We start from the raw sequence: 24,727 nt of genomic DNA, 5'->3' as shown, positions 1-24,727 counted from the left end.
GGGCCGCTCGGGGCGCGTTTGCGCCGAAAAAACCGCAATCCAACAATAACAATAGCCGGGAATAACCACATGAAACGCATCACCTCTTCCCTCTTGCTGGGCAGCAGCTTGCTGGCCACGCTTCCTGCGGTAGCGGAGGACCTGCTTCTCTGGCACACCAACAGCCTGACGTATCTGTACGGCAAGGACTTTCAGGTCAACCCGCGGATCCAGCAGACGGTGACTTTCGAGCACGCCAACAAATGGAAGTACGGCGACAACTTCCTGTTCGTCGACAAGATCTTCTACAACGGCGGCCAAGACCGTAACAAGGGCAAGAACACCTACTACAGCGAGATCAGCCCGCGCCTGTCGTTCGGCAAGATCTTCGACCAGAAGCTGGAGTTCGGCCCGATCAAGGACGTGCTGCTGGCCATGACCTACGAAACCGGTGAAGGCGACAACGAGGCTTACCTGATCGGCCCGGGCTTCGACCTGGCCATCCCCGGCTTCAACTACTTCACCCTCAACTTCTACCAGCGCAACACCGAAGGCAGCCGCCCGGGTGATCGCGTGTGGCAGATCACCCCGGCGTTCTCCTACACCATCCCCATGGGCCGGTCCGACCTGCTGATCGATGGCTACATGGACTGGGTGGTGGACAACGACGAAAGCCGTCGCGGCACCTACCACGCCAACCTGCACTTCAACCCGCAGGTCAAGTACGACCTGGGTAAGGCGCTGAACATCGGCGCCAAGCAGCTGTACGTGGGTATCGAATACAGCTACTGGAAGGACAAATACGGCATCGAGGACAGCGATCGCCTCAAGACCAACCAGAGCGTGACCAGTGCGCTGATCAAGGTTCACTTCTAAAACCTGATCGAACGCACAGTTTTTGTCGCACACGCTCCATAACGGAGCACTTGAGGGACGGCGCGCAAGCCAGTAATCTGCGCGCCCCCTCGCTCAGGGTAGGACCCCTCCTACCTGCGTTTACTGACCGCTCAGTCAATGAATTCGGGCGGTTGGTAAGCGTATTGCCAGCCTCACACCCCTTGTTCAACTGTTCAGAAAGACGTCGAGCAGGCCCGTTGCGCCAACCCGCCAAGGTTGGCTCAGCTCTTGCGAACGCGCTGTGGCCGATCGAAAAAAGCTGACCAAAAAGACAACACGTTGAACCAGAACGGCGCCGACACAGAGTGCCGAATCAATCAAGGGAGCACGCAATGCGCATTACCAACAGCCTGATGCTTGCAGGCGGCCTGCTGGCGGCAAGTACCGCCACCGCCGGTGACCTGCTGCAGTGGCAGAACAACAGCCTGACCTACCTCTACGGCAAGGACTTTACGGTCAACCCGCAGATCCAGCAGACCTTCACTTTCGAGCACGCCGATGCCTGGAAGTACGGCGACAACTTCCTGTTCATCGACAAGATCTTCTACAACGGCAAGAAGGACGGCAACGTCGGCCCGAACACCTACTACGGCGAGTTCACCCCGCGCCTGTCGTTCGGCAAGATCTTCGACCAGAAACTGGAGTTCGGCCCGGTCAAGGATGTGCTGCTGGCCATGACCTACGAGTTTGGCGAGGGAGACAACGAGTCGTACCTGATCGGCCCAGGCTTCGACCTGGCCATCCCCGGCTTCGACTACTTCCAGCTCAACTTCTACCAGCGCCACACCGAGGGCAGCCGCGCCGGTGACAACGTATGGCAGATCACCCCGGTGTGGTCGTACACCATTCCCGTGGGCAAGTCGGACATCCTGATCGACGGCTACATGGACTGGGTGGTGGACAACGACGAAACCCGGCGTCGCGGCACCTATCATTCCAACCTGCACTTCAACCCGCAGATCAAGTATGACCTGGGCAAGGCCCTGAACCTGGGCGAAAAACAGCTGTACGTCGGTTTCGAATACGACTACTGGAAAGACAAGTACGGCATCAAGGACAGCGACGCCTTCGATACCGACCAGAACACCGCGAGCCTGCTGGTGAAAGTGCACTTCTGACCGGGTTGCGTTCTTCGCCGGCAAGGCCGGCTCCTACAGACGGCTCACTCCTGTAGGAGCCGGCCTTGCCGGCGAAGAGGCCATCAGCCCCGGATGGCCTTCCAGAGCTTGCCCACCACGGCAACCACCGCCAGCACCGCAGCCCCCGCCACTACGCCCACGCCGGCATTGAGCAAGGCCGTCGTCAGCGCCCCGCCACGCCCTTCGCCGAAGGCCTCGATGGCATGATGCAGCGGCGCGATGCCATGCACCAGAATCCCGCCACCTACCAGGAACATCGCTGCGGTGCCGATCACCGACAGGCTTTTCATCATGTAGGGCGCCGCACTCAAAATGCCGTTGCCGATGGCCTTGGCTGCACGCGAGGCTTTTTGCGTCAGCCACAGGCCCAGGTCATCCAGCTTGACGATCCCCGCCACCAGCCCGTACACGCCGATCGTCATCACGATCGCGATGCCCGACAGCACGATGATCTGCTGGGGCAGTGGCGCATCGGCCACGGTGCCCAGCGTGATGGCGATGATCTCGGCCGAGAGAATGAAGTCGGTACGCACCGCGCCCTTGATCTTGTCTTTCTCGAACGTCACCAGGTCGACCGCCGGGTTGGCCACTGCTTCGGTCAATGCCGCATGCCCGGCCTTGGCCTCCTCGGCGCTGTGCAGAAACCTGTGCGCGAGCTTTTCGAACCCCTCGAAGCACAGGTAGGCGCCGCCGAGCATCAGCAGCGGGGTTACCGCCCACGGGATGAATGCGCTGATCAGCAACGCAGCCGGCACCAGGATCAGCTTGTTCAGGAACGAGCCCTTGGCCACCGCCCACACCACCGGCAGTTCCCGCTCGGCGCGCACACCCGTGACCTGCTGGGCATTGAGGGCCAGATCATCACCCAGTACGCCGGCGGTCTTCTTGGCCGCGACCTTGGTCATGACCGAGACATCGTCGAGTACCGTGGCGATATCGTCGATCAGTACCAGCAAACTGCTTGCAGCCATGATTCATGTTCCATTGAGGTGAGATGGCGCCAAGCTTAGCCTGTCGATGGGCAAAAGGGGCGACCTTGAGCGCTTCGCGAACGCGGTGCTACCATGCGCAACCGCCTGCCCAGGCCTGTTGCCGCACGCGGCCAGATACAAGGAACAGCGCCACCATGAGCACCATTCGCGAGCGCAACAAAGAACTGATCCTGCGGGCCGCCAGCGAGGAGTTCGCCGACAAGGGCTTCGCTGCCACCAAGACCAGCGACATCGCGGCCAAGGCCGGCCTGCCCAAGCCCAACGTCTACTACTACTTCAAATCCAAGGAAAACCTCTACCGCGAGGTGCTCGAAAGCATCATCGAGCCGATCATGCAGGCCTCCACCCCGTTCAATGCCGACGGTGAGCCGCAAGAGGTGCTCAGTGCCTACATCCGCTCCAAGGTGCGCATCTCCCGCGACCTGCCCTTCGCGTCCAAGGTGTTCGCCAGCGAGATCATGCACGGCGCGCCGCACCTGAGCGCCAGCCAGGTCGAGCAGCTCAACGTGCAGGCACGTCACAACATCGAATGCATCCAGGGCTGGATCGAACGCGGCCTGATCGCGCCGGTCGACCCGCACCACCTGATGTTCAGCATCTGGGCTGCAACCCAGACCTATGCCGATTTCGACTGGCAGATCTCGGTGGTTACCGGCAAGGCCAAGCTCGAGGACAGCGACTACGAGGCGGCGGCGCAGACCATCATCCGGCTGGTGCTCAAGGGCTGTGCGCCGGACGCCTGACAGATAGCGGCGACTGCATCGCGGGTCAAGCCCGCTCCCACAAAAACACCAGTGATCTTTGTGGGAGCGGGCTTGACCCGCGATAGGGCCTTAAGCCGCTACCCCCGCATCCGCCGTCAACCCCGCCTCTTCGATCGCACTGATCGCGCACTGCTCGTCGATATCCGACGTATCACCGCTGATGCCGATCGCGCCCAGCACTGCCCCGCTCTGATCCCGAATCAGCACCCCACCCGGCGCCGGCACCACAGGGCTCTGGCCCAACCCGTTGAGCGCGGCAAAGAACGCCGGGCGCTGCTGCGCGTCCAGCGCCAGCAGGCGCGAGCCCTTGCCCAGCGCAATCGCGCCCCACGCCTTGCCCATCGCCACCTGCGGACGCAGCAGGCTGGCGCCGTCCTCGCGCTGCAGAGTCAGCAGGTGCCCACCGGCATCGAGCACCACCACGGTCAGCGGCGCCGCCGAAATCCTGCGGCCGGCCGCCAGCGCGCCATTCACCAGGCTCACCGCTACTTTCAAGCTCAGAACGTTCATCCAAAGGTCCTCTTGTTGTTAGAAGCCCACGTGGGCAAGTGAAAAACCAATACAACAAATAGAACACAATGAAGAATATTTTTGTATACAATAATTCACTCCATCCGACCAAAACCCGTCACAATCCCTTTTTTACGGGGTAACGACGAAAGCACCCGGTGGCGGATGAAAATGGATTGACCAGAGTCGCCTGCCGTGAATACACTCTGTCGAAAAGCAATTTGTATACAATTACAAAATCTAAGAGGCGCAAAACCATGAGCAAAATGAGAGCAATCGATGCAGCCGTGCTGGTCATGCGCCGTGAAGGCGTCGACACCGCATTCGGCATCCCGGGCGCCGCGATCAACCCGCTGTATTCGGCCCTGAAGAAAGTCGGCGGCATCGATCACGTCCTTGCTCGTCACGTGGAAGGTGCCTCGCACATGGCCGAGGGCTACACCCGTACCAAGGCCGGCAACATCGGCGTGTGCATCGGCACCTCCGGCCCTGCCGGCACCGACATGGTCACCGGCCTGTACAGCGCCTCGGCCGACTCCATCCCGATTCTGTGCATCACCGGCCAGGCGCCCCGCTCGCGCCTGCACAAGGAAGACTTCCAGGCCGTCGACATCACCAGCATCGTCAAGCCGGTCACCAAGTGGGCCACCACCGTGCTCGAACCTGGCCAGGTGCCGTATGCGTTCCAGAAAGCCTTCTATGAAATGCGCACCGGCCGTCCTGGCCCGGTACTGATCGACCTGCCGTTCGACGTGCAGATGGCCGAGATCGAATTCGACATCGACGCCTACCAGCCGCTGCCGGTGAGCAAGCCGTCGGCCAACCGCGTGCAGGTCGAGAAGGCCCTGGCCATGCTCGACTCCGCCGAGCGTCCGCTGCTGGTGGCCGGTGGCGGCATCATCAACGCCGATGCCAGCGACAAGCTGGTGGAATTCGCCGAACTCACCGGTATCCCGGTCATCCCGACCCTGATGGGCTGGGGCACCATCCCTGACGACCACCCGCTGATGGTGGGCATGGTCGGCCTGCAGACCTCGCACCGCTACGGCAACGCGACCATGCTCAAGTCGGACGTGGTGCTGGGCATCGGCAACCGCTGGGCCAACCGCCATACCGGCTCGGTGGATGTGTACACCGAAGGCCGTCGCTTCATTCACGTCGACATCGAACCGACCCAGATCGGCCGTGTGTTCACCCCGGACCTGGGTATCGTGTCCGACGCCGGCGCCGCACTGGACGTGTTCCTGGAAGTGGCCCGCGAGTGGAAAGCCGCCGGCAAGCTCAAGGACCGTGGCGAGTGGCTCAAGGACTGCCAGCAGCGCAAGGCCAGCCTGCACCGCAAGACCCACTTCGACAACGTGCCGGTCAAACCACAGCGCGTGTACCAGGAAATGAACCAGGTGTTCGGCAAGGACACCTGCTACGTCAGCACCATCGGCCTGTCGCAGATCGCCGGTGCGCAGTTCCTGCACGTGTACAAGCCGCGTCACTGGATCAACTGCGGCCAGGCCGGCCCGCTGGGCTGGACCATTCCTGCGGCACTGGGCGTGGTCAAGGCGGACCCGTCGCGCAAGGTCGTGGCACTGTCGGGCGACTATGACTTCCAGTTCATGATCGAAGAGCTGGCGGTGGGCGCGCAGTTCAACCTGCCGTACATCCATGTAGTGGTGAACAACTCCTACCTGGGGCTGATCCGCCAGGCCCAACGCGGCTTCGAGATGGATTACTGTGTACAGCTGGCGTTCGAGAACCTCAACGCCCCGGAACTGAACGGCTACGGCGTGGACCACGTCGCGGTTGTAGAAGGTCTGGGTTGCAAGGCACTGCGCGTGTTCAAGCCGGAAGAAATCCAGCCGGCCCTGCGCAAGGCCCAGCAGATGGCCGAAGAGTTCAAGGTGCCGGTCGTGGTCGAGGTGATCCTCGAGCGCGTGACCAATATTTCCATGGGTACCGAAATCAACGCGGTCAACGAATTCGAAGACCTGGCGCTGGTCGGCAACGACGCGCCAACCGCGATCTCGCTGCTCGACTGACTGTTGTAGCGGCCCTGCTGCCCAGCGCACAGGGCCCACTTTTGCAAGGAGACAACCATGCCTCGTTTCGCCGCCAACCTGTCCATGCTGTTCACCGAGCAGGACTTTCTCGCCCGTTTCAAGGCTGCTGCCGACGCCGGCTTCAGCGGGGTCGAGTACCTCTTTCCGTACGATTTCAGCTCGGCTGAAATCAAACAGCACCTGGACAGCAACGGCCTGACCCAGGTGCTGTTCAACCTGCCGGCCGGCGACTGGGCCAAGGGTGATCGCGGCATCGCCTGCGACCCGTCCCGTGTCGAGGAATTCCGTGCCGGCGTGGACCTGGCCATTGCCTACGCCCAGGTACTGGGCAACACCCAGGTCAACTGCCTGGCCGGTATTCGCCCACAAGGCCCGGACTGCGCCACGGTGCGCAAGACCTTCGTCGACAACCTGAAGTTCGCCGCCGACAAGCTGCAGGCAGCAGGCATCAAGCTGGTGATGGAGATGATCAACACCCGCGACATCCCGGGCTTCTACCTGAACACCACCAAGCAGGCGCTGGAGATCCAGGCCGAAGTGGGCAGCACCAACCTGTTCCTGCAGTACGACATCTACCACATGCAGATCATGGAAGGTGACCTGGCCCGCACGATGGAAGGCAACCTGGCCAAGATCAACCACATCCAGCTGGCCGACAACCCGGGCCGCAACGAGCCGGGCACCGGCGAGATCAACTACCGCTTCCTGTTCGAGCACCTGGACCGCATCGGCTACCAGGGCTGGGTAGGCTGCGAATACAAGCCACTGACCACCACCGAAGCGGGCCTTGGCTGGCTCAAGACCCACAACGCGATCTGAACCCCACATAACCCCTGTAGGAGCCAGCCTTGCTGGCGAAGGGGCCTGACCGAACACCTCATGGCCCCATTCGCCGGCAAGGCCGGCTCCTACATGTACAAAAACAAGAGGTAATTGTAATGGCTAAAATCGGATTCATCGGCACCGGCATCATGGGCCTTCCAATGGCTCAGAACCTGCAGAAGGCAGGTCACAGCCTGTTCCTTTCCTCGCACCACGGCGCCGCGCCGAGCGACCTGATCGCCGCCGGCGGCGTGGCCCTGGCCAACCCCAAGGAAGTGGCCCAGGAAGCCGAATTCATCATCGTCATGGTGCCGGACACCCCGCAGGTCGAAGCCGTGCTGTTCGGTGACAACGGCGTGGCCCAGGGCGTTGGCCCGAACAAGGTGGTGATCGACATGAGCTCGATCTCCCCTACCGCCACCAAAGCCTTCGCCGAGAAGATCAAGGCCACCGGCGCCACCTACCTCGACGCCCCGGTGTCCGGTGGTGAAGTCGGCGCCAAGGCCGCGACCCTGAGCATCATGGTCGGCGGTTGCCCCAAAGCCTTCGAACGTGCCCAGCCGCTGTTCCAGGCCATGGGCAAGAACATCACCCACGTGGGTGGCAGTGGTGACGGCCAGACCGCCAAGGTCGCCAACCAGATCATCGTGGCCCTGAACATCCAGGCCGTTGCCGAGGCCCTGCTGTTCGCCGCCAAGAACGGCGCCGACCCGGCCAAGGTGCGCGAAGCACTGATGGGCGGCTTTGCCTCCTCGAAAATCCTCGAAGTGCACGGCGAGCGCATGATCAAGGGCACCTTCGACCCGGGCTTTCGCATCAGCCTGCACCAGAAGGACCTGAACCTGGCCCTGCAGGGTGCCAAGGAGCTGAACATCAACCTGCCCAACACCGCCAATGCCCAACAGGTGTTCAGCACCTGCGCGGCCATCGGTGGCGCCAACTGGGACCACTCGGCGCTGGTCAAGGGCCTTGAGCACATGGCCAACTTCTCAATCCGCGGCGACAAGTAAGCGTCAAGCGGCAGGTTTCATGCGGCAAGACCGGCAGACCGCGCATCGGTCCGCTGTCTCTTGCAGCTTGTAGCCTGAAGCTTGCCGCGCTAAAGAGCACCACCCGCCCTTGGGCCCGTCTGCACGGAGGCAGGCCCAGGGGCGTTTTCGATTCTGCAAAACAATAAGATTTGGGAGCCTGCCATGTCGGTCGATCCGCAACACTTTCTGCGCGAGCTGTTCGCCACGGCCATCGATGCCGCGCATCCACGCCAGGTGCTCGAAGCCCACCTGCCCAGCGACCGCAGCGGCCGCGTCATCGTCATCGGCGCCGGCAAGGCAGCCGCCGCCATGGCCGAAGTGGTCGAGCGCAGCTGGCAGGGCGAGGTCTCGGGCCTGGTCGTGACCCGCTACGGCCACGGCGCCAGCTGCAGCAAGATCGAAGTGGTCGAAGCCGCCCACCCGGTACCGGACGCCGCCGGCCTGGCCGTGGCCAAGCGTGTGCTGGCGATGGTCAGCGACCTCAGCGCCGACGACAGGGTGATCTTCCTGCTCTCCGGCGGAGGTTCCGCCCTGCTGGCCCTGCCCGCCGAAGGCCTGACCCTGGCCGACAAGCAGCAGGTCAACAAGGCCCTGCTCAAATCCGGCGCCACCATCGGCGAGATGAACTGCGTGCGCAAGCACCTCTCGGCGATCAAGGGCGGCCGCCTGGCCAAGGCCTGCTGGCCGGCCACGGTGTACACCTACGCGATTTCCGACGTACCCGGCGACCTCGCCACCGTGATCGCCTCCGGCCCCACCGTGGCCGACCCGAGCACCTCGGCCGAAGCGCTGGCGATCCTCAAGCGCTACAACATCCAGGCCCCGGCCGCCGTCACCGCGTGGCTGAACAACCCGGCCTCCGAAACCGTCAAGGCCGATGACCCGGCCCTGGCCCGCAGCCACTTCCAGCTGATCGCCCGCCCCCAGCAGTCGCTGGAGGCCGCTGCGGTAAAGGCGCGCCAGGCCGGCTTCAGCCCGCTGATCCTGGGTGACCTGGAGGGTGAGTCGCGTGAAGTGGCCAAGGTGCATGCCGGCATCGCGCGCCAGATCGTGCAGCACGGCCAGCCACTGGCGGCGCCCTGCGTGATCCTGTCGGGCGGCGAAACCACCGTCACCGTGCGCGGCAATGGCCGCGGCGGGCGCAACGCCGAGTTCCTGCTCAGCCTCACCGAAAGCCTGAAGGGGTTGCCCGGTGTGTACGCACTGGCCGGTGACACCGACGGCATCGACGGCTCCGAAGACAACGCCGGGGCCTTCATGACCCCCGACAGCTATGCGCGTGCCCAGGCCCTGGGCCTGTCGGCGGCAGACGAGCTGGACAACAACAATGGCTACGGTTATTTCGCCGCGCTCGACGCCTTGATCGTTACCGAGCCCACGCGCACCAACGTCAACGATTTTCGCGCCATCCTGATCCTCGAGACCGCACAACATGACGCCTGACAAGAAAGTCAAAATCCTCGCCACCCTCGGCCCCGCGACCAAAGGCATCGACGACATCCGTCAGCTGGTCGAAGCCGGGGTGAACATCTTTCGCCTGAACTTCAGCCACGGCGAGCACGCCGACCACGCCATGCGTTTCGAATGGATCCGCGAAGTGGAGCGCCAGCTCAACTACCCGCTGGGCATCCTCATGGACCTGCAGGGCCCCAAGCTGCGTGTCGGGCGTTTTGCCGAAGGCAAGGTGCAACTGCAACGCGGCCAGGCCCTGCGCCTGGACCTGGATGCCACACCGGGCGATGCACAGCGGGTCAACCTGCCCCACCCGGAGATCATCGCCGCGCTGGAGCCGGGCATGGACCTGCTGCTCGATGACGGCAAACTGCGCCTGCGCGTGACCGCCAAGCACGCCGACGCCATCGACACCGAGGTGCTCAACGGCGGCGAACTGTCCGACCGCAAGGGCGTGAACGTGCCCCAGGCGCTGCTCGAGCTCAGCCCGCTGACCGAAAAGGACCGTCGCGACCTGACCTTCGGCCTGGAGCTGGGCGTGGACTGGGTGGCCCTGTCGTTCGTGCAGCGCCCTGAAGACATCATCGAGGCGCGCCAGCTGATCGGCGACCGGGCCTACCTGATGGCCAAGATCGAGAAGCCCTCGGCGGTCACGCAACTGCGCGAGATTGCCCAGTTGAGCGACGCGATCATGGTCGCCCGTGGCGACCTGGGCGTGGAAGTGCCGGCCGAAAGCGTGCCGCAGATCCAGCAGCGCATCATCACCACCTGCCGCCAGCTGGGCCGCCCGGTGGTGGTGGCCACGCAGATGCTCGAGTCGATGCGCTTCAGCCCGGCCCCGACCCGCGCCGAGGTCACCGACGTGGCCAACGCCGTGGCCGAGGGCGCCGATGCGGTGATGCTGTCGGCCGAGACCGCCTCGGGCGACTACCCGCTCGAAGCGGTGCAGATGATGAGCAAGATCATCCGCCAGGTCGAAAGCGGCCCGGACTACCAGGCCCAGCTGGACGTGGGCCGGCCACAGGCCGAGGCCACGGTGTCGGATGCGATCAGCTGCGCGATCCGTCGCATCAGCGGCATCCTGCCGGTGGCGGTGCTGGTGAACTACAGCGAGTCGGGCAACTCGACCCTGCGCGCAGCGCGTGAACGGCCGCGTGCACCGATCCTCAACCTGACCCCCAACCTCAACACCGCACGGCGCCTGAGCGTGGCCTGGGGCGTGCATTCGGTGGTCAACGATCGGTTGCGCCAGGTGGACGAAGTGGTGTCCACGGCACTGGAGATTGCCCAGGCCCAGGGCATGGCCAGCCGTGGCGACATCCTGTTGATCACTGCCGGTGTGCCTTTTGGCAAGCCGGGGTCGACCAATACGCTGCGGATCGAAACCCTGCTCTGACCGCTTCGCCGGCAACGCCGGCTCCTACACACGGCACAGACCCTGTAGGAGCCGGCCTTGCCGGCGAAGAGGCCCGCACTGACACACCACACCGTGGGACAACAAAGCCCGAAGAGGCGCCCCACTCCACTCACCCTGACCCACTGCCATGTACACCAAGAACTTCGTCAACCCGTGCCCCGACTGGGCCACCGCCTTGCTCAACGGTTTCAGTCAGGTGCTGCTGCAGCGCAACCCGCTGTGCGGCCTGCTGTGCCTGCTGGCCATCCTGATTACCGCCCCCGAACTCATCGGCGGTGCGCTGCTGGGCGCCCTTGCCGGGCTGCTCACCGCGCAGCGCCGCGGCTACAACCGCGCCGACCGCCAGGCCGGCCTGTACAGCTACAACGGCGTGCTGCTGGGCCTGCTGCTCAGCCACGCACTGCCCTGGTCGGCCCTGCTGCCCCCGCTGATCATCGCCGCCGCGGGCCTGAGCAGCATGCTGGTGCACCAGTGGCTCAAGCGCAAAAGCCCTCGCCTGCTGCCCGCCTACACCGCGCCCTTCGTGCTGATCGGCTGGGCGGTACTGGCGCTGGCCGAGCCTTCCAGCGCCGGCTACGGCCCGGTCGCGGCCAACCCGTTGTTCGCCCTGGGTCGCGGCCTGGGCCAGATCTTCCTGCTCGACCAGCCGCTGGCCGGCCTGCTGATTGCCCTGGGCCTGCTGATCGCCAACCGCTACGCCGCCGCCTGGGCGCTACTGGGCGCCGCCCTGGGCGGCAGCGTGGCGCTGCTCGGTGGCGAGGCCGGCGCCGGCTACTACGGCCTGTACGGCTTCAATGCGGCGCTGGCCGCGCTGGCCTTCAGCCAGACCCGCGCACAACCCTGGCGGCCGTTGCTGGCCATCGTTCTGGCCATCGTGCTGCAACCGCTGCTGGGCCTGTTGCCGGTGCCGGGCCTGACCGCGCCGTTCATCCTCGCCTGCTGGCTGCTGCAACTGGGCACCGCTGCCCGACGTCGCCCGCTTGCACAGCTGCGGGCCAGCCCCTAGGCTCTGCTCCATCTTGTAATGGAAAGCGCCCATGAGCACCCCTTCGAGCTGGCGCGAGCGGCTCTACGTCATCGTCTTTCAAGCCGACACCGTGGCCGGCCGGCGCTTCGACAGCATTCTGCTGCTGATCATCCTGGCCAGCCTGATCACCGTCATCCTCGACAGCATCGACGAGGTCCACCAGGGCTACGCCGGGCTGCTGGCCTGGATCGAGTGGGGCTTTACCGCCATCTTCCTGGCCGAATACCTCACCCGCCTGTACTGCTCGCCCAAGCCGCTGCGCTATGCCTTCAGCTTCTACGGGCTGGTGGACCTGCTGGCAATCGTGCCGGGCATCATCGCCATCTACTACAGTGACGCGCAGTACCTGCTGATCATCCGCGTGATCCGCATGCTGCGCATCTTCCGCGTGCTCAAGCTCGGCCCGTACCTCAAGCAGGCCAACTACCTGATGTCGGCGCTGCGCGGCAGCAAGCAGAAGATCATCGTGTTCCTGGTCAGCGTGTCGACCCTGGTCACGGTGTTCGGCACCCTGATGTACGTGGTCGAAGGCCCGGAGCACGGCTTCACCAGCATCCCCAAGGGCATCTACTGGGCCATCGTGACCCTGACCACCGTGGGCTTTGGCGACATCGTGCCCAAGACCCCGCTGGGCCAGGTGATTTCCTCGCTGGTGATGATCACCGGCTACTCGATCATTGCCGTGCCCACCGGCATCTTCACTGCCGAGCTGGCCAACGCCATGCGCGGCGAACAGCTGCAGCACGCCTGCCCCACCTGCCACAAGGGCAGCCACGAGCAGAGCGCCGCGTTCTGTTCACGCTGCGGCAATGCGCTGTTCAAGAAAATGGAATAACCACAGCACTTTTTAATCTTTAAGCGACTAAGGCCGAGCCGCTATAGTCGCTGGCATAATGCCTTTCTCCCAACTCGAACAAGGAATGCGCAGTGAAAAAACTCTTTGGTGCCTCGCTTCTGGCCGCAGGCCTGGCCCTGGGCAACCTCGCCCAGGCCGCCCCGACCACCCTGCTCAACGTCTCCTACGACGTGATGCGCGACTTCTACAAGGACTACAACGCCGCGTTCCAGAAGCACTGGGAAGCCGAGCACAAAGAGAAGATCAACGTGCAGATGTCCTTCGGCGGTTCGAGCAAGCAGGCGCGCTCGGTGATCGACGGCCTGCCGGCCGACGTCATCACCATGAACATGGCCACCGACATCAATGCCCTGGCCGACAACGGCAAACTGGTGCCGGACAACTGGGTCACCCGCCTGCCCAACAACAGCGCGCCCTTCACCTCCGCCACCGTGTTCATCGTGCGCAAGGGCAACCCCAAGGCCCTGAAGGACTGGCCCGACCTGCTCAAGGACGGCGTACAGGTGATCGTGCCCAACCCCAAGACCTCGGGCAACGGCCGCTACACCTACCTGTCGGCATGGGGCTATGTGCTCAAGAACGGCGGTGACGAGAACAAGGCCAAGGACTTCGTCGGCAAGCTGTTCAAGCAGGCACCGGTGCTCGATACCGGTGGCCGTGCCGCGACCACCACCTTCATGACCAACCAGATCGGCGACGTGCTGGTGACCTTCGAGAACGAAGCCGAGATGATCGCGCGCGAATTCGGTCGCGACCAGTTCGAGGTGATCTACCCGAGCGTGTCGGCCGAAGCCGAGCCGCCGGTGAGCGTGGTCGACAAGGTGGTGGACAAGAAGAAAAGCCGTGCCACCGCCGAGGAGTACCTGAAGTACCTGTGGTCGCCTGAAGCCCAGGAAATTGCCGCCAACAACTACCTGCGCCCACGCGACGCGACCGTGCTGGCCAAGTACACCGACCGCTTCCCCAAAGTCGACTTCCTGTCGGTGGAGAAGACCTTCGGTGACTGGCGCACCGTGCAGAAGACCCACTTCAACGACGGCGGGATCTTCGACCAGATCTACACCGGGCAATAAGGCCGGGTGACGAATCCGGGGCCTGTGACGGGCCCCGGATTTTTTGTGGCCGGCGTTCGGGCCTGTCGCGGGTCAAGCCCGCTGCCACAAGGTGATGTGCCGATTTCAAGAGCGATGTCGCACCTGTGGCAGCGGGCTTGACCCGCGATGAATTCACCTCGGTTTCGAACTTGCCCGGCAAATACCGATCAGTTCCTTGGACTACCCTTTCCGTCATTCACGGCTCAAGGAGTGCCCAGTGACCCGATTGCTCACCCTGTTGCTCGGTTGCCTGCTCAGCACGCAACTGCTCGCCGCCAGCCTCATCCCCGGCACCGACAGCGCCGAAACCGCCGAAAAAGCCCCGGAACCCGTGGTTCAGGGCGGCCTGCTCGGCGCCCTGGCCAACAGCCTCGACAGCGTCACCCAGGAAATCGACGTCGACGGTCACCTGGTCGACGCCTGGCGCCTGCGCGCCAATCGCGCCAGCAAGGAGGCCAACCAGCTGGTCGACCGCCACGCCGAAGACTCCTTCGACCTGCTGGTGGACTTTGCCCTGCTCAGCCTCACCTGGCTGGTGGTGTTCGGCGTGCTCACCAGCCTGGGCCGCGTGCTGTCCCACCACATCAATCGCAGGCGCCCGCTGCGCGAACGTCCGCGGTTGCAGAAACTGCTCGGCTACCTGCTGCCCTACACCCTGCCGGCCCTGGCCAGCCTGCCCGCCACCCTCTACGCCAGCACGCGCCTGCTCGACCCCTCGATCGGCCGCGCGCTGGGCCTTAGCCTGGCCTACGCCACCAGCAGCGGCCTGTTCTCGACGTCGATCATCCTGTGCCTGATCACCGTGTTCGACACCGGCCACAAGCGCACCGCCGTGCGCATCATCCGCAAGATCGCGCCACGCCCGTTGTTCATGATCGGCTTTCTCGCCGCCTGGGCCGACGCCCTGACCAGCCCGCAGATCACCCGCCAGATCGGTGGCAACCTCACCAGCAGCATCGCGGTGATCACCGGCCTGCTGGCCACCTTCGCCTTCGCCGCGCTGGTGATCCGCCTGCGCCGCCCGGTGGCCCACCTGATCCGCAACCGCGACCTGCACGACCGCCTGCAGCACCGCGCCCTGCAGGAAACCCTGCGGATCTTCTCGTGGCTGTGGTACCTGCCGATCCTGATGATGATCCTGGTGTCGGCGATCAACCTGATCGGCGCCGGCGAAGAAAGCCAGAAGGCCCTGCAAAAGGCCCTGCTGACCACGGTGCTGCTGGTGGGCACGGTGTTCCTGAGCACGGTGCTGCAGCACCTGTTCAAGTCCCGCGAGGTCGACCCCGGCCAGCGCCTGCGCCCCTACAAGGAACTGGTGCGCAACCTCGCCCACGCGCTGCTGCGCATCGGCATGGCCATCGCCTTCATCGAGCTGCTGGGGCGCATCTGGGGTTTTTCGGTGCTCGAATTCGCCGTGCGCAACAGCCTGGGCCGGGCAATCAGCGATTCGCTGAGCAGCATCGGATTGATCTTGCTGGTCACCTGGCTGCTGTGGGTGGTGATCGACACCGCCATCCAGGAAGCCCTCAAGCCCAGCGCCGGCCGGCGCGCTTCGCGCCAGCCCAGCACACGGGTGCGCACCATCCTGCCGATGCTGCGCAACGCGGTGAAGATCGTGCTGGTGGTGATCTGCACCATCACCACCATGGCCAACCTGGGCATCAACGTGGCGCCGCTGCTGGCCGGTGCCGGGGTGGTCGGCCTGGCCATCGGTTTCGGTTCTCAGCAGCTGGTACAGGACGTGATCACCGGCCTGTTCATCCTGATCGAGGACACCATCGCCATCGGCGACTGGGTGGTGCTCGACTCCGGCCACGCCGGCACCGTCGAGAGCCTGACCATCCGCACCCTGCGCCTGCGCGACGGCAAGGGCTTCGTGCACTCGGTACCGTTCGGCCAGATCAAGGCCGTCACCAACCAGTCGCGTCAGTTCGCCTATGCGTTCTTCTCGGTGCAGTTCAGCTACCAGACCGATGTCGACAGCGCCCTGCACCTGATCCGCGAGGTGGGCCAGTCGATCAGCGAGGACCCGGTGCTGCGCCACAGCCTGCAAGGGCCGCTGCAGGTGTTCGGGGTGGACGCCATGAACCTTAACGGCATCACCCTCACCGCCCAGTTCCGCACCACCTCGGGCGGGCAGTACGCGGTGAACCGGGCGTTCAACGAACGCCTGAAAAAGCGCGTGGACCAGACCGACGACGTGAGCTTCGCGCAGTATTACCCGCAGCCGGCCCACGTACGCGACGAAACGGTGTAGACACTGCGGCGTTCAACCTTCCCGGCATGGGAAGGTGGTGCTAAAGTCGCCGCCATGAAATTTACCCGTGCCGACCGCTCGCTGATTGCCTGGACGCTGTACTTCAGCGTCCTGTTCAATCTGTTCGCCTGCGGTATCGGCCACGGGCAGATGATGGGCCTGCAGCTCAACGGCATCGGCGGAGCCTTCTGCTCGGCCATGGGCACCCCGGGCCCGACCCTCAAGACCGATTACAGCGATGCCTCCATCGCCGGCTGGGACAGCCTGCAAACCTGCCCGGTGTGTGCCGCGGCCGTGGTGTGCCTGGCCCTGAGCCTGGTGATCGGCTGGCTGCTGGCGTTCACCCGCACGCGCCGCTACCACCGCGAACTGCGCAGCAAGGCACCACCTCGCTACTGCTGGCCCTCGGCCAACCCGCGCGCCTCCCCCCTGCTGGCCTGATCCAACCCGGCAGCCTTGCCGCTGCCCGTACCGGCACACGCCTGCGCCACTGCGCGGGGGTGCCGTTGGCTCACCTGCAGAGTTCGCTCAATGACCCCTTTCCCACGTTTGCAGGGCTGCACTGCCCTGCTCTGCGCCCTGTCGCTCAACGCCGTTGCCGACGAGGCACTCGTGCTGCCCGATGTACTGGTCAGCGACCGGCCGATTCCGGTGGACGGCGTGTTGCTCGACACCCCCTCGCAAACCGGTTCGCGCCTGGGCCTCACGCCCCGCGAAACCCCGGCCTCGATCAGCATCGTCAACCGCCAGCAGATCGAACAGCGCGGCGCCAGGACCACCCAGGACATGCTCGCCGGCGTACCCGGCCTCAACGCCGCCTCCCCGCCCGGCTCGGCCGGCTCGGTGTCGTACCGGGGCTTTTCCGGGGCGCAGATCACCCAGCTGTTCAATGGCATCAGCGTGCAGTACGACTCGATCGCCGCACGCCCGGTCGACAGCTGGATCTATGACCGCGTCGAAGCGGTCGGCGGCCCGTCCAGCTTCCTGTTCGGCGCCGGCGCCGTAGGCGGCTCGATCAACTACATCACCAAGCTGGCCAACCGCGACGAAGACTTCAACGAAGGCCGCGTCAGCTATGGCAGCTACGACAGCAGCGAGACCTCGTTCGGCTTCAACCACGCACTCAACGACACCAACCATGCGCGCCTGGATTTCAGCCATACCCGCAGCAATGGCTACGTCGACCGCGAGGAGCGCGATGCCTGGAGCGTGGCGTTCTCGCTGCTGACCGACATCAACGACCAGCTGTCCCACACCCTGGCACTCGAATACCAGAACGAGAGCGTCGACAGCCCCTACTGGGGCAGCCCGGTGCTCAACCCGCTGGGCGGCCAGATGAAGGTCGACAAGAGCCGGCGCTTCGAGAACTACAACGTCGAGGACGGGCGCTACGAGCAGCGCGTGCGCTGGCTGCGCTCGATCACCGAGTACCGTTTCGACGACGCCACCTCGCTGCGCAATACGCTTTACCACTACAACACCGAGCGCAACTTCCGCAATCTCGAGACCTACACCTACAACGCCGACAACAGCCGCGTGCAACGCGCCGGCAGCCTGCTGCAACGGCACGACCAGGAGCTCAACGGCAACCGCGTGGAACTGCTGCATGACGGCCAGCTGTTCGGCCTGCGCAGCCAGTGGTCGACGGGCCTGGACTACAGCCACAACGTGCAGATGACCTACCCGCGCTCGGGCACCGCTGCCGGCAGCGTCGACCCCGACCACTTCGACCCGGGACACTTCTACGACCTGCCGGGCATGTTCCCCGGCTACGAGAAGAACCGTCAGAACACGGTCGACACCTGGGCCGGCTTTTTGGAGAACCGCCTGACCCTGACCGATCGCCTGACCCTGCTGACGGGCCTGCGCCACGACAGCATCGACCTGCAGGTACGCAACTACCGCGCCGTCAACGAGGCCAACCCGGCGCAGTTCAAACGCCGCTACCAGCCCACCACCGGGCGTGTGGGCCTGGTGTTCGAGCTGACCCCGTCGGCCAACGTGTATGTGCAGTACAGCACCGCCGCCGACCCGCCCGCCGGCATGCTCACCACCGCCAGCTTCGGCCAGGTGCGCGACTTCGACCTGAGCACCGGCAAGCAGCTGGAGGTGGGCAGCAAGTTCGACTTTCTGGACGGACGCGGTTCGGCCACCGTGGCCGCCTACCGCATCGAGCGCGACAACCTGGCCACCGCCGACCCGGCCAACCCCGGCTTCACCCAGCCGGTGGGCAAGCAGTCGTCACGCGGTATCGAGGTGGCGGCGGCGCTGCGTGTCACCCCGCAACTGCTGGCCGAAGGCAACTTCGCCTATGTCGATGCGCAGTACGACGCGTTCAACGAAAACGTCGGCGGCCAGTCGTTCTCGCGCAAGGGCAACACCCCCACCAACACCCCGGACCGGGTGGCCAACCTGTGGCTGACCTACGACCTGGACCCACAGTGGCAGGTGGGCGGCGACAGCCGCTATGTGTCGTCGGTGTATGCCGATGCGGCCAACACCCGCTACGCGCCGTCGTACACCCTGTTCGGGGCCTTCGTCGGCTACAAGGTGGATGCCGACACGCGCATCACCGCGCGGGTGCGCAACCTGACCGACGAGGTGTACGCACGCTGGACCTCGTCGAGCATGCTCTACCTGGGTGCACCGCGCACCTTCGAACTGGCGGTGCAGACCCGCTTCTGACTGGGCCGGGCCGGGGCGTTCGCGCCCTGGCCCTGATGGAGCGTTGCAATGAAGCGTTATCTGTATCTGTGGCATCGCTGGCTGGGGATCGTGACCTGCGTGTTCATGGCGCTGTGGTTCGTCTCGGGCATGGTGATGCTGTACGTGGGCTACCCCAAGCTGACCCCGCGCGAGCACCTGGCGCACCTGCCGGCGCTGTCGGCGCAGGGCTGTTGCGTCTCGCTGGGCGAGGCGCTGGCGGTGGCCGATCCGCAACCTGCACGCATACGCCTGAGCAGCGTGGCCGGGCAGGCGCTTTACCTGTTCGACTATGCCAGCGGCGAGGCCGTGGCGGTGGACGCACGCAGCGGCCAGCGCATCGCCCCCACCAACCGCGAACGGGCGCTGGCCAGTGCCGGGCAATACGACCCGCATGCGCCGCTGACCTATCGCGACGCGGTGCAGGAAGACCTGTGGAGCCATTCGCGCGCACTGGATGCGCACCGGCCGCTGCATCGCGTGCAGTTGAGCGATACGGACGGCACCTTGCTGTACATCAGCGGCCAGACCGGCGAAGTGGTGCGCGATGCCAGCGCCAGCGAGCGCGGCTGGAACCTGATCGGCGCCTGGCTGCACTGGCTGTATCCATTGCGCGGCATCGGCCTGGACGGGCTGTGGAGCAACCTGGTGATCTACCTGTCGCTGGCAGCCAGCGTGATGGCGCTGCTGGGCGCGGTGGTGGGGGTGATGCGCTGGCGTTTCAGCCGGCCCTACCGCAGCGGTTCGCGTTCGCCGTACAAGGGCTGGGCACGCTGGCACCATGTGGGCGGGTTGCTGTTCGGTGCCCTGGCCATCACCTGGATTTTCAGTGGGCTGATGTCGATGAACCCGTGGCGGCTGTTCAGCAGTGCGCAGCCGCTGGATACCTCGGCGTATCAGGGCGGGCCGCTGAATGCGGCGGCGTTCCCGCTGTCGGTGCCCCAGGCACTGGCGCGCTTTGCCGACCAGGGCTTCACCGCCCGCGAGCTGGAGTGGCGGCTGATCGGGGGCGCGGGGTATGTGGTGGGCCAGGACGGCGCGGGACGCACGCGGGTACTGTCGATGCACGACGGCCAGGTGCTGCAGCGTCTGCCACGGGCGGTGCTGGAGCAGGCGGCGCGGGCGATCGGGCCGGCGATGCAGGTGCAGCAGTTGGAGGCCTACGACTTCTACTACTACGCGCGGGCCGAGCAGAGCATGCTCGGGCATCTTGAAAAGCGTCTGCCGGTGCTGCGGGTGCGCTTCGACGACCCGGCGCAGACCTGGCTGCATCTGGACCTGTACACCGGTGAAGTACTGGGGCAACTGGACCAGCCACGGCGCGCGTCACGCTGGCTGTTCGCGTTGCTGCACAGCTGGGACTGGCTACCGCTGCTGACGCGGCGGCCTTTGTGGGATGGGTGGATGATCGTGCTCAGCCTGGGTGGGCTGGTGCTGAGCGTGAGTGGTGTGGTGATGGGGTGGCGGCGTTTGCGCCGCTAGCCTTCGGATCGCATCGCGGGTCAAGCCCGCTCCCACAGGGTTAGCGCCAATCCTTGTGGGAGCGGGCTTGACCCGCGATAGGCCAGCACTGGCAAAACAGATTCACCCCTGGCGAAACACCAGCGCCTTCAGCCCGCCCACCGGATCACTGTCCGCAAACTCCGGTGGGTTGGCCAGACGCTCCACGAACACCAGCCCCGGCGCCTCGGCTGCCATCCCCTCGATCAGAAAGTCAGGCCCGATGGCCGGGTCGTTCACGCACGCCAGCACCGTGCCGCCTTCATTCAACAGCTCCGGCAGGCGGCGCAGGATCTTGCTGTAGTCCTGGGTCAGCACAAAGCTGCCCTTCTGGAACGTCGGCGGGTCGATGATGATCAGGTCATACGGCCCGCTCTTGCGCACCTTGCCCCATGACTTGAACAGCTCATGCCCCAGAAACCCCACCCGCCCCAGGTCATGCCCGTTGAGCCGATGGTTGTCGCGCCCGCGGCTCAGGGCCGAGCGCGCCATATCGAGGTTGATCACCTGCTCGGCCCCCCCGGCAATCGCTGCCACCGAAAACCCGCAGGTGTAGGCGAACAGGTTGAGCACCCGCTTGCCCGCCGCCTGCTCCCGCACCCAGCGCCGGCCATAGCGCATGTCCAGGAACAGCCCGGTGTTCTGCTTCAGGCCCAGGTCCAGCTGATAGCGCAGGCCATCCTCGTCGATCACCCGGTGCTCGCTCGGCTCGCCCAGCAACCACTGGCCGGGGCTGTCGGGCAGGTAGCGGTGCTGAATCAGGATCGCCTGCCCGGGCCAGCCAGGGCTGGCGGCCAGGGTGCGCAGCATCTGCTCCAGCGTGGCCAGTTGCCCTTCGGGCGGTTCGCGAAACAGCGAGACCAGCAGCACGCCCTGCAGCCAGTCCACGGTGATCTGTTCGAGCCCCGGCCAGCAGCGCCCGCGCCCATGGAACAGGCGCCGGGTTTCGGCAGGCGCAGGGTTCAGGGCACCGAGCAGGTGGGCGTGAAGGGTGGCAATCGGCATGGCAGGATTCACTGGGACAAAAAGGGCTATTTTAGCGGCAAGCTTCACGCAGCAAGCGACAAGTTTGCGCCGGGCGCCTGTTTACTTGTCGCTTGTGGCGTGCAGCTTGCCGCTCGCCCTCCACCACCAGCCCTGCTGCATGCCGGCAGCCGCCAGCAGAATCGCTGCCACCCCCAGCCATTGCAGCGCGCTCAAGCGATGGCCAAAGGCGAACCAGTCGACGAAGATCGCCGCAATCGGGTAGATGAACGACAGCGCCCCGGTCAACGCGGTCGGCAGTTTCTGGATGGCGCCATACAGCAGCACGTACATCAGGCCGGTGTGCACGATACCCAGCGTCACCAGGCTGGCCAGCGCCCCCGCAGTGCCCGGCAGGCCGCCGGTATTGGCAAAGGGCGCCAGCAACAGGATGCCGGTGCTCACCTGGATCAGCGCGATCAGGTGCGGCGGCGTGCCACTCAGGCGCTTGATGATCAGCGCGGCCACCGCGTACAGAAACGCCGCGCCCAGCGCCAGCGCGATGCCCGGCAGGTAATCCTCGCCACTGCCCTGCCCGCTGCCGTGGGCACTCACAATGGCCAGCATCCCGGCAAACGACACCCCCAGCCAGAACAGCTTGGGCACACTGAGCTTTTCACCCAGAAACACCGCCGCCAGCCCCACCAGCATGAACGGCTGCACGTTGTACACCGCCGTACCGATGGCAATCGAGGCCCGTGAATAGGAGCCGAACAGCAGCACCCAGTTGCCCACGATGGCCACCCCGCTGAGTACCGCCAGGGCAAAGCTGGCACGTGTGAGGATGCCCGGCCGCAGAAAGCCCAGCACGGCGCACACCAGCAACAGCGTGCCGGCGCCGAACACGCAGCGCCAGAACACCACGTCCAGCACCGGTTGCCCCGACACCAGCACGAACCAGCCGATGGTGCCGGATATCAGCATCGCGGCGACCATTTCCAACGACCCACGGCGTATTGAATTGTCCATCTCTCACCTCCCAGACGATGGACAGATTATGCGAGCAAGAAGCCAGGGCACTCCATAGCAAAAACAAGGCTAGACTCAAGCCTTGCCTTTTTTATCAAGGCAATTTCATTGATCTGCCTGACGAGGATTGCATGACTGACGATATCGACCAGCTGTTGATCAAGGCGCTGATGGAAGACTCGCGGCGTTCGCTCAAGGCGCTGGCGCACCTGAGCGGGCTGTCGGCGCCCAGCGTCAGCGAGCGCCTGCGTCGCCTGGAAGAACGCGGCGTGCTCAAGGGCTACACGGTCGACATCGACCCGCGCAGCTTCGGGTACCAGTTGCAGGCCATCGTGCGCATTCGTCCGTTGCCGGGGCAGTTGCAGGAGGTGGAGCGCCAGATCATCGCCATCCCCGAGTTCACCGAGTGCGACAAGGTCACGGGTGACGACTGCTTCATCGCGCGCCTGCATGTACGCTCGATGGAGCAGCTCGACACCTTGCTCGACAAGCTCAACAGCCACGCCGAAACCAACACCGCCATCGTCAAGAAAAGCCCGGTGAAGCGACGGCTGCCGCCGATGGCATAAGCGCCATACTGGCGGGCGGCGCGGGATTCGCAGAGCAACGGCACGTTCCACACATATGCTAGCCTTGCGCCCCTCTCCCGCAAGGACGCATCGTCACCATGTTCGCTTTCCCAAGGCCCCTCTGCATGCTGGGCCTGGCGCTGGCCTTCACCAGCGCCCACGCCACCGACCCGATCAACCTGTACCAGGGCACCCTCGGCGAGCGCAAGGTCGAGGTCGCCCTGCAATACACCTCGCAGTACGAGTACGTGCAAGGCTACCTGCTGGACACCGAGCACCACACCAGCCAGCCACTGGAAGTGACGCCCTACAGCAAGGACGTGCCACTGCTGATCAACATCATGGACAACCCGCGCATGCCCGCCGCAGCATTGCGGGTGCGCCCCTTCGTGTTCACGCACGATCGCGACTTCAGTGGCGAATGGATCGACCTGCGCACCCGGGAACGTGTGCCCTTCAGCCTCACGCGCCAGACTCGCTTCAGCGACGAGCAGCGCTCCAGCTGGCAAGGCGCGCTGCTGCAACAGCCGCAGAACCGCGGCAAGAGCTTCTATGTGCACGCCAGCAAGGCCGAGGGCGAATACACCGGCAAGGTCGATCGCATCACCATCATCGACCTCGCCAGCGGCAGCACACTGCAGGTGCTGGACAACCTGGCGCTGGCGTTCAACGGCACCCGCACCCTGACCTTCGCCGACTACAACGGTGACGGCATCATCGACTTCAGGGCCTCGCCCATCGGCCAGCGCGCCACCGGCGGCGCCAACCAGGAGCCGGACCAGTTCTACCTGTACCAGCCCACCAGCAATACCTACCAACGCCACACCGAACTCGAAGCGCTGGGCGACAAGGGCGCGCTCAAGTTCCCCGCCCCCGGCTGGGTAGCCCAGCGCCAGGGCAGCAACTACGACACCGGGACCAGCGACTGGCAGTACTACCACTTCGTCGACCCCAAGCAACTGGTGTGGCAGCGCCACAGCGTGGAGCCTTTCTGATGCCGTTTCGTACCCTGTTCGCCTGCCTGCTGCTGTGCCTGAGCGCCAATGCCCTGGCCTACCATTCCGTGTACCAGGGCAAACTCGGCGGGTTGCCGGTGACGCTGGTGATCGAGCGCACCAACGACTACGTGACCGGTATCTACTACTACGAGCGCTACCACACGCCGATCCGGCTCAAGCCCACGCGCAACACCGACACCTACAACTTCGCCATGGACGAACTGGACAGCGGCGGCCTGCCCACCGCGCGCCTGCATTTCCAGAAAGCCGATTTCAGCAGCCGTGCCCAGCCGCTGCAAGGCACCTGGACCGCCTACGCCAGCGGCAAGCAGCTGCCCTTCACGCTCAAGCTGGTGGCCGACATCGGCCTGCAGACACCCTCGTCGGGCGCGGTACTGCCCCAGGCCGCATCCACCGAACGCTTCTACTTCCAGTTGCCGATGGACATGGACTATGCCGCCCTCGAAACCATCCAGGTGATGGACAAGGCCACCGGCAAGCTGCAGCAGACGCTGGAGGTGAAGGTGCCGGGCTGTCGCAGCAAGGGTATCGACACCGTCCAGGTACGCCTGCAGGGTGGCGCCACCCAGGTGCTCATCCCTTCCAGCCCGTATTGCCTGGGCAAGACGTTCGAGTGGCGCGAGGCCAGCGCACGCTTCGAGGTGGTGAACTAG

At 64.8% G+C, this 24,727-nt stretch carries 22 protein-coding genes; 18 read left to right on the top strand and 4 right to left on the bottom strand.

Annotation, left to right across the window (positions count from 1 at the left end):
* Positions 1–69 precede the first annotated feature (69 nt).
* Positions 70–855: an outer membrane protein OmpK gene (locus tag N0B28_RS08285; RefSeq protein ID WP_043862345.1), complete on the top strand. Its 786-nt coding sequence runs from the start codon at positions 70–72 to the stop codon at positions 853–855.
* Between the two features lie 353 nt (positions 856–1,208).
* The gene (locus tag N0B28_RS08280) at positions 1,209–1,994 is read left to right on the top strand and encodes an outer membrane protein OmpK (RefSeq protein WP_043862344.1); all 786 of its coding nucleotides are present in this window, start codon (positions 1,209–1,211) and stop codon (positions 1,992–1,994) included.
* A gap of 83 nt (positions 1,995–2,077) precedes the next feature.
* Here the strand turns inward: N0B28_RS08280 and N0B28_RS08275 are convergent, their stop codons facing one another.
* Complete coding sequence (locus tag N0B28_RS08275; RefSeq protein ID WP_054915600.1) at positions 2,078–2,986, bottom strand: DUF808 domain-containing protein; 909 nt, start codon at positions 2,984–2,986, stop codon at positions 2,078–2,080.
* Positions 2,987–3,141: 155 nt separating this feature from the next.
* Between N0B28_RS08275 and N0B28_RS08270 the strand changes: the two genes are divergently transcribed.
* Entirely contained in the window at positions 3,142–3,750 is a 609-nt protein-coding gene (locus tag N0B28_RS08270; RefSeq protein WP_043862341.1) for a TetR/AcrR family transcriptional regulator, read from the top strand.
* Between the two features lie 90 nt (positions 3,751–3,840).
* On the opposite strand, the gene N0B28_RS08265 is transcribed toward N0B28_RS08270, so the two are convergent.
* Positions 3,841–4,281, bottom strand: coding sequence for a heme-binding protein (locus tag N0B28_RS08265; RefSeq protein ID WP_054915601.1), 441 nt, complete (start codon positions 4,279–4,281; stop codon positions 3,841–3,843).
* Between the two features lie 257 nt (positions 4,282–4,538).
* Between N0B28_RS08265 and gcl the strand changes: the two genes are divergently transcribed.
* The 12 genes from gcl (at position 4,539) to N0B28_RS08205 (ending at position 20,476) form a co-directional block, all read left to right on the top strand.
* Positions 4,539–6,314, top strand: a complete 1,776-nt coding sequence (gcl, locus tag N0B28_RS08260) for a glyoxylate carboligase (RefSeq protein ID WP_043859896.1) — start codon at positions 4,539–4,541, stop codon at positions 6,312–6,314.
* A gap of 57 nt (positions 6,315–6,371) precedes the next feature.
* Entirely contained in the window at positions 6,372–7,154 is a 783-nt protein-coding gene (gene hyi / locus N0B28_RS08255; protein ID WP_054915603.1) for a hydroxypyruvate isomerase, read from the top strand.
* Positions 7,155–7,273: 119 nt separating this feature from the next.
* Positions 7,274–8,167: a 2-hydroxy-3-oxopropionate reductase gene (locus N0B28_RS08250; RefSeq protein ID WP_275731417.1), complete on the top strand. Its 894-nt coding sequence runs from the start codon at positions 7,274–7,276 to the stop codon at positions 8,165–8,167.
* A 183-nt stretch (positions 8,168–8,350) separates the two neighbouring features.
* Positions 8,351–9,631, top strand: a complete 1,281-nt coding sequence (locus tag N0B28_RS08245) for a glycerate kinase (RefSeq protein WP_054915605.1) — start codon at positions 8,351–8,353, stop codon at positions 9,629–9,631.
* Positions 9,621–11,036 (top strand): pyruvate kinase, encoded by a 1,416-nt coding sequence (gene pyk / locus N0B28_RS08240; RefSeq protein WP_043859892.1) that lies wholly within the window; start codon positions 9,621–9,623, stop codon positions 11,034–11,036. The genes N0B28_RS08245 and pyk overlap by 11 nt, the downstream gene beginning before the upstream one ends.
* Before the next feature lie 148 nt (positions 11,037–11,184).
* Positions 11,185–12,063, top strand: coding sequence for an urea transporter (locus N0B28_RS08235; RefSeq protein ID WP_210014301.1), 879 nt, complete (start codon positions 11,185–11,187; stop codon positions 12,061–12,063).
* Positions 12,064–12,094: 31 nt separating this feature from the next.
* Positions 12,095–12,919, top strand: a complete 825-nt coding sequence (locus N0B28_RS08230) for an ion transporter (protein ID WP_043859890.1) — start codon at positions 12,095–12,097, stop codon at positions 12,917–12,919.
* Between the two features lie 92 nt (positions 12,920–13,011).
* The gene (locus tag N0B28_RS08225) at positions 13,012–14,013 is read left to right on the top strand and encodes a sulfate ABC transporter substrate-binding protein (RefSeq protein WP_043859889.1); all 1,002 of its coding nucleotides are present in this window, start codon (positions 13,012–13,014) and stop codon (positions 14,011–14,013) included.
* A gap of 238 nt (positions 14,014–14,251) precedes the next feature.
* Positions 14,252–16,291, top strand: a complete 2,040-nt coding sequence (locus N0B28_RS08220) for a mechanosensitive ion channel domain-containing protein (RefSeq protein ID WP_043859888.1) — start codon at positions 14,252–14,254, stop codon at positions 16,289–16,291.
* A gap of 54 nt (positions 16,292–16,345) precedes the next feature.
* Positions 16,346–16,732: a DUF2946 domain-containing protein gene (locus tag N0B28_RS08215; RefSeq protein WP_043859887.1), complete on the top strand. Its 387-nt coding sequence runs from the start codon at positions 16,346–16,348 to the stop codon at positions 16,730–16,732.
* 90 nt (positions 16,733–16,822) lie between these two features.
* Entirely contained in the window at positions 16,823–18,976 is a 2,154-nt protein-coding gene (locus N0B28_RS08210) for a TonB-dependent receptor (RefSeq protein ID WP_275731410.1), read from the top strand.
* A 48-nt stretch (positions 18,977–19,024) separates the two neighbouring features.
* Positions 19,025–20,476: a PepSY domain-containing protein gene (locus tag N0B28_RS08205; RefSeq protein ID WP_275731407.1), complete on the top strand. Its 1,452-nt coding sequence runs from the start codon at positions 19,025–19,027 to the stop codon at positions 20,474–20,476.
* 102 nt (positions 20,477–20,578) lie between these two features.
* Here N0B28_RS08205 and N0B28_RS08200 read toward each other — a convergent pair whose 3' ends face one another.
* Positions 20,579–21,499 carry a class I SAM-dependent methyltransferase gene (locus tag N0B28_RS08200; RefSeq protein WP_102063796.1) on the bottom strand — a complete coding sequence of 307 codons (921 nt, stop codon included), beginning with the start codon at positions 21,497–21,499 and terminating at the stop codon, positions 20,579–20,581.
* Between the two features lie 81 nt (positions 21,500–21,580).
* A complete protein-coding gene (locus tag N0B28_RS08195) occupies positions 21,581–22,486 on the bottom strand; it encodes a DMT family transporter (RefSeq protein ID WP_213607219.1) in 906 nt (301 codons plus the stop codon).
* 131 nt (positions 22,487–22,617) lie between these two features.
* Here N0B28_RS08195 and N0B28_RS08190 point away from each other — a divergent pair, with 131 nt between their 5' ends.
* The 3 genes from N0B28_RS08190 to N0B28_RS08180 all read left to right on the top strand — a co-directional run bounded on the left by N0B28_RS08190 (position 22,618) and on the right by N0B28_RS08180 (position 24,727).
* Positions 22,618–23,055 carry an Lrp/AsnC family transcriptional regulator gene (locus tag N0B28_RS08190; protein ID WP_043861856.1) on the top strand — a complete coding sequence of 146 codons (438 nt, stop codon included), beginning with the start codon at positions 22,618–22,620 and terminating at the stop codon, positions 23,053–23,055.
* A 98-nt stretch (positions 23,056–23,153) separates the two neighbouring features.
* Positions 23,154–24,050 carry a hypothetical protein gene (locus N0B28_RS08185; protein ID WP_157811456.1) on the top strand — a complete coding sequence of 299 codons (897 nt, stop codon included), beginning with the start codon at positions 23,154–23,156 and terminating at the stop codon, positions 24,048–24,050.
* A complete protein-coding gene (locus N0B28_RS08180; protein ID WP_078480264.1) occupies positions 24,050–24,727 on the top strand; it encodes a hypothetical protein in 678 nt (225 codons plus the stop codon). The genes N0B28_RS08185 and N0B28_RS08180 overlap by 1 nt, the downstream gene beginning before the upstream one ends.

The organism is Pseudomonas sp. SD17-1 (assembly GCF_029201585.1).
GTDB classification, from domain to species: Bacteria; Pseudomonadota; Gammaproteobacteria; order Pseudomonadales; family Pseudomonadaceae; genus Aquipseudomonas; species Aquipseudomonas palmensis.
Note: the sequence above shows the minus strand (reverse complement) of the source record. Positions and strands in the feature narration are given on the sequence as shown.

What these genes read in the sequence shown, in the direction of transcription:
- N0B28_RS08285 (WP_043862345.1), top strand. Translation starts at nt 70, where the DNA reads ATGAAACGCATCACCTCTTCCCTCTTGCTGGGCAGCAGCTTGCTGGCC.
- N0B28_RS08280 (WP_043862344.1), top strand. Translation starts at nt 1,209, where the DNA reads ATGCGCATTACCAACAGCCTGATGCTTGCAGGCGGCCTGCTGGCGGCA.
- N0B28_RS08275 (WP_054915600.1), bottom strand. Translation starts at nt 2,986, where the DNA reads ATGGCTGCAAGCAGTTTGCTGGTACTGATCGACGATATCGCCACGGTA.
- N0B28_RS08270 (WP_043862341.1), top strand. Translation starts at nt 3,142, where the DNA reads ATGAGCACCATTCGCGAGCGCAACAAAGAACTGATCCTGCGGGCCGCC.
- N0B28_RS08265 (WP_054915601.1), bottom strand. Translation starts at nt 4,281, where the DNA reads ATGAACGTTCTGAGCTTGAAAGTAGCGGTGAGCCTGGTGAATGGCGCG.
- gcl (WP_043859896.1), top strand. Translation starts at nt 4,539, where the DNA reads ATGAGCAAAATGAGAGCAATCGATGCAGCCGTGCTGGTCATGCGCCGT.
- hyi (WP_054915603.1), top strand. Translation starts at nt 6,372, where the DNA reads ATGCCTCGTTTCGCCGCCAACCTGTCCATGCTGTTCACCGAGCAGGAC.
- N0B28_RS08250 (WP_275731417.1), top strand. Translation starts at nt 7,274, where the DNA reads ATGGCTAAAATCGGATTCATCGGCACCGGCATCATGGGCCTTCCAATG.
- N0B28_RS08245 (WP_054915605.1), top strand. Translation starts at nt 8,351, where the DNA reads ATGTCGGTCGATCCGCAACACTTTCTGCGCGAGCTGTTCGCCACGGCC.
- pyk (WP_043859892.1), top strand. Translation starts at nt 9,621, where the DNA reads ATGACGCCTGACAAGAAAGTCAAAATCCTCGCCACCCTCGGCCCCGCG.
- N0B28_RS08235 (WP_210014301.1), top strand. Translation starts at nt 11,185, where the DNA reads ATGTACACCAAGAACTTCGTCAACCCGTGCCCCGACTGGGCCACCGCC.
- N0B28_RS08230 (WP_043859890.1), top strand. Translation starts at nt 12,095, where the DNA reads ATGAGCACCCCTTCGAGCTGGCGCGAGCGGCTCTACGTCATCGTCTTT.
- N0B28_RS08215 (WP_043859887.1), top strand. Translation starts at nt 16,346, where the DNA reads ATGAAATTTACCCGTGCCGACCGCTCGCTGATTGCCTGGACGCTGTAC.
- N0B28_RS08210 (WP_275731410.1), top strand. Translation starts at nt 16,823, where the DNA reads ATGACCCCTTTCCCACGTTTGCAGGGCTGCACTGCCCTGCTCTGCGCC.
- N0B28_RS08205 (WP_275731407.1), top strand. Translation starts at nt 19,025, where the DNA reads ATGAAGCGTTATCTGTATCTGTGGCATCGCTGGCTGGGGATCGTGACC.
- N0B28_RS08200 (WP_102063796.1), bottom strand. Translation starts at nt 21,499, where the DNA reads ATGCCGATTGCCACCCTTCACGCCCACCTGCTCGGTGCCCTGAACCCT.
- N0B28_RS08195 (WP_213607219.1), bottom strand. Translation starts at nt 22,486, where the DNA reads ATGGACAATTCAATACGCCGTGGGTCGTTGGAAATGGTCGCCGCGATG.
- N0B28_RS08190 (WP_043861856.1), top strand. Translation starts at nt 22,618, where the DNA reads ATGACTGACGATATCGACCAGCTGTTGATCAAGGCGCTGATGGAAGAC.
- N0B28_RS08185 (WP_157811456.1), top strand. Translation starts at nt 23,154, where the DNA reads ATGTTCGCTTTCCCAAGGCCCCTCTGCATGCTGGGCCTGGCGCTGGCC.
- N0B28_RS08180 (WP_078480264.1), top strand. Translation starts at nt 24,050, where the DNA reads ATGCCGTTTCGTACCCTGTTCGCCTGCCTGCTGCTGTGCCTGAGCGCC.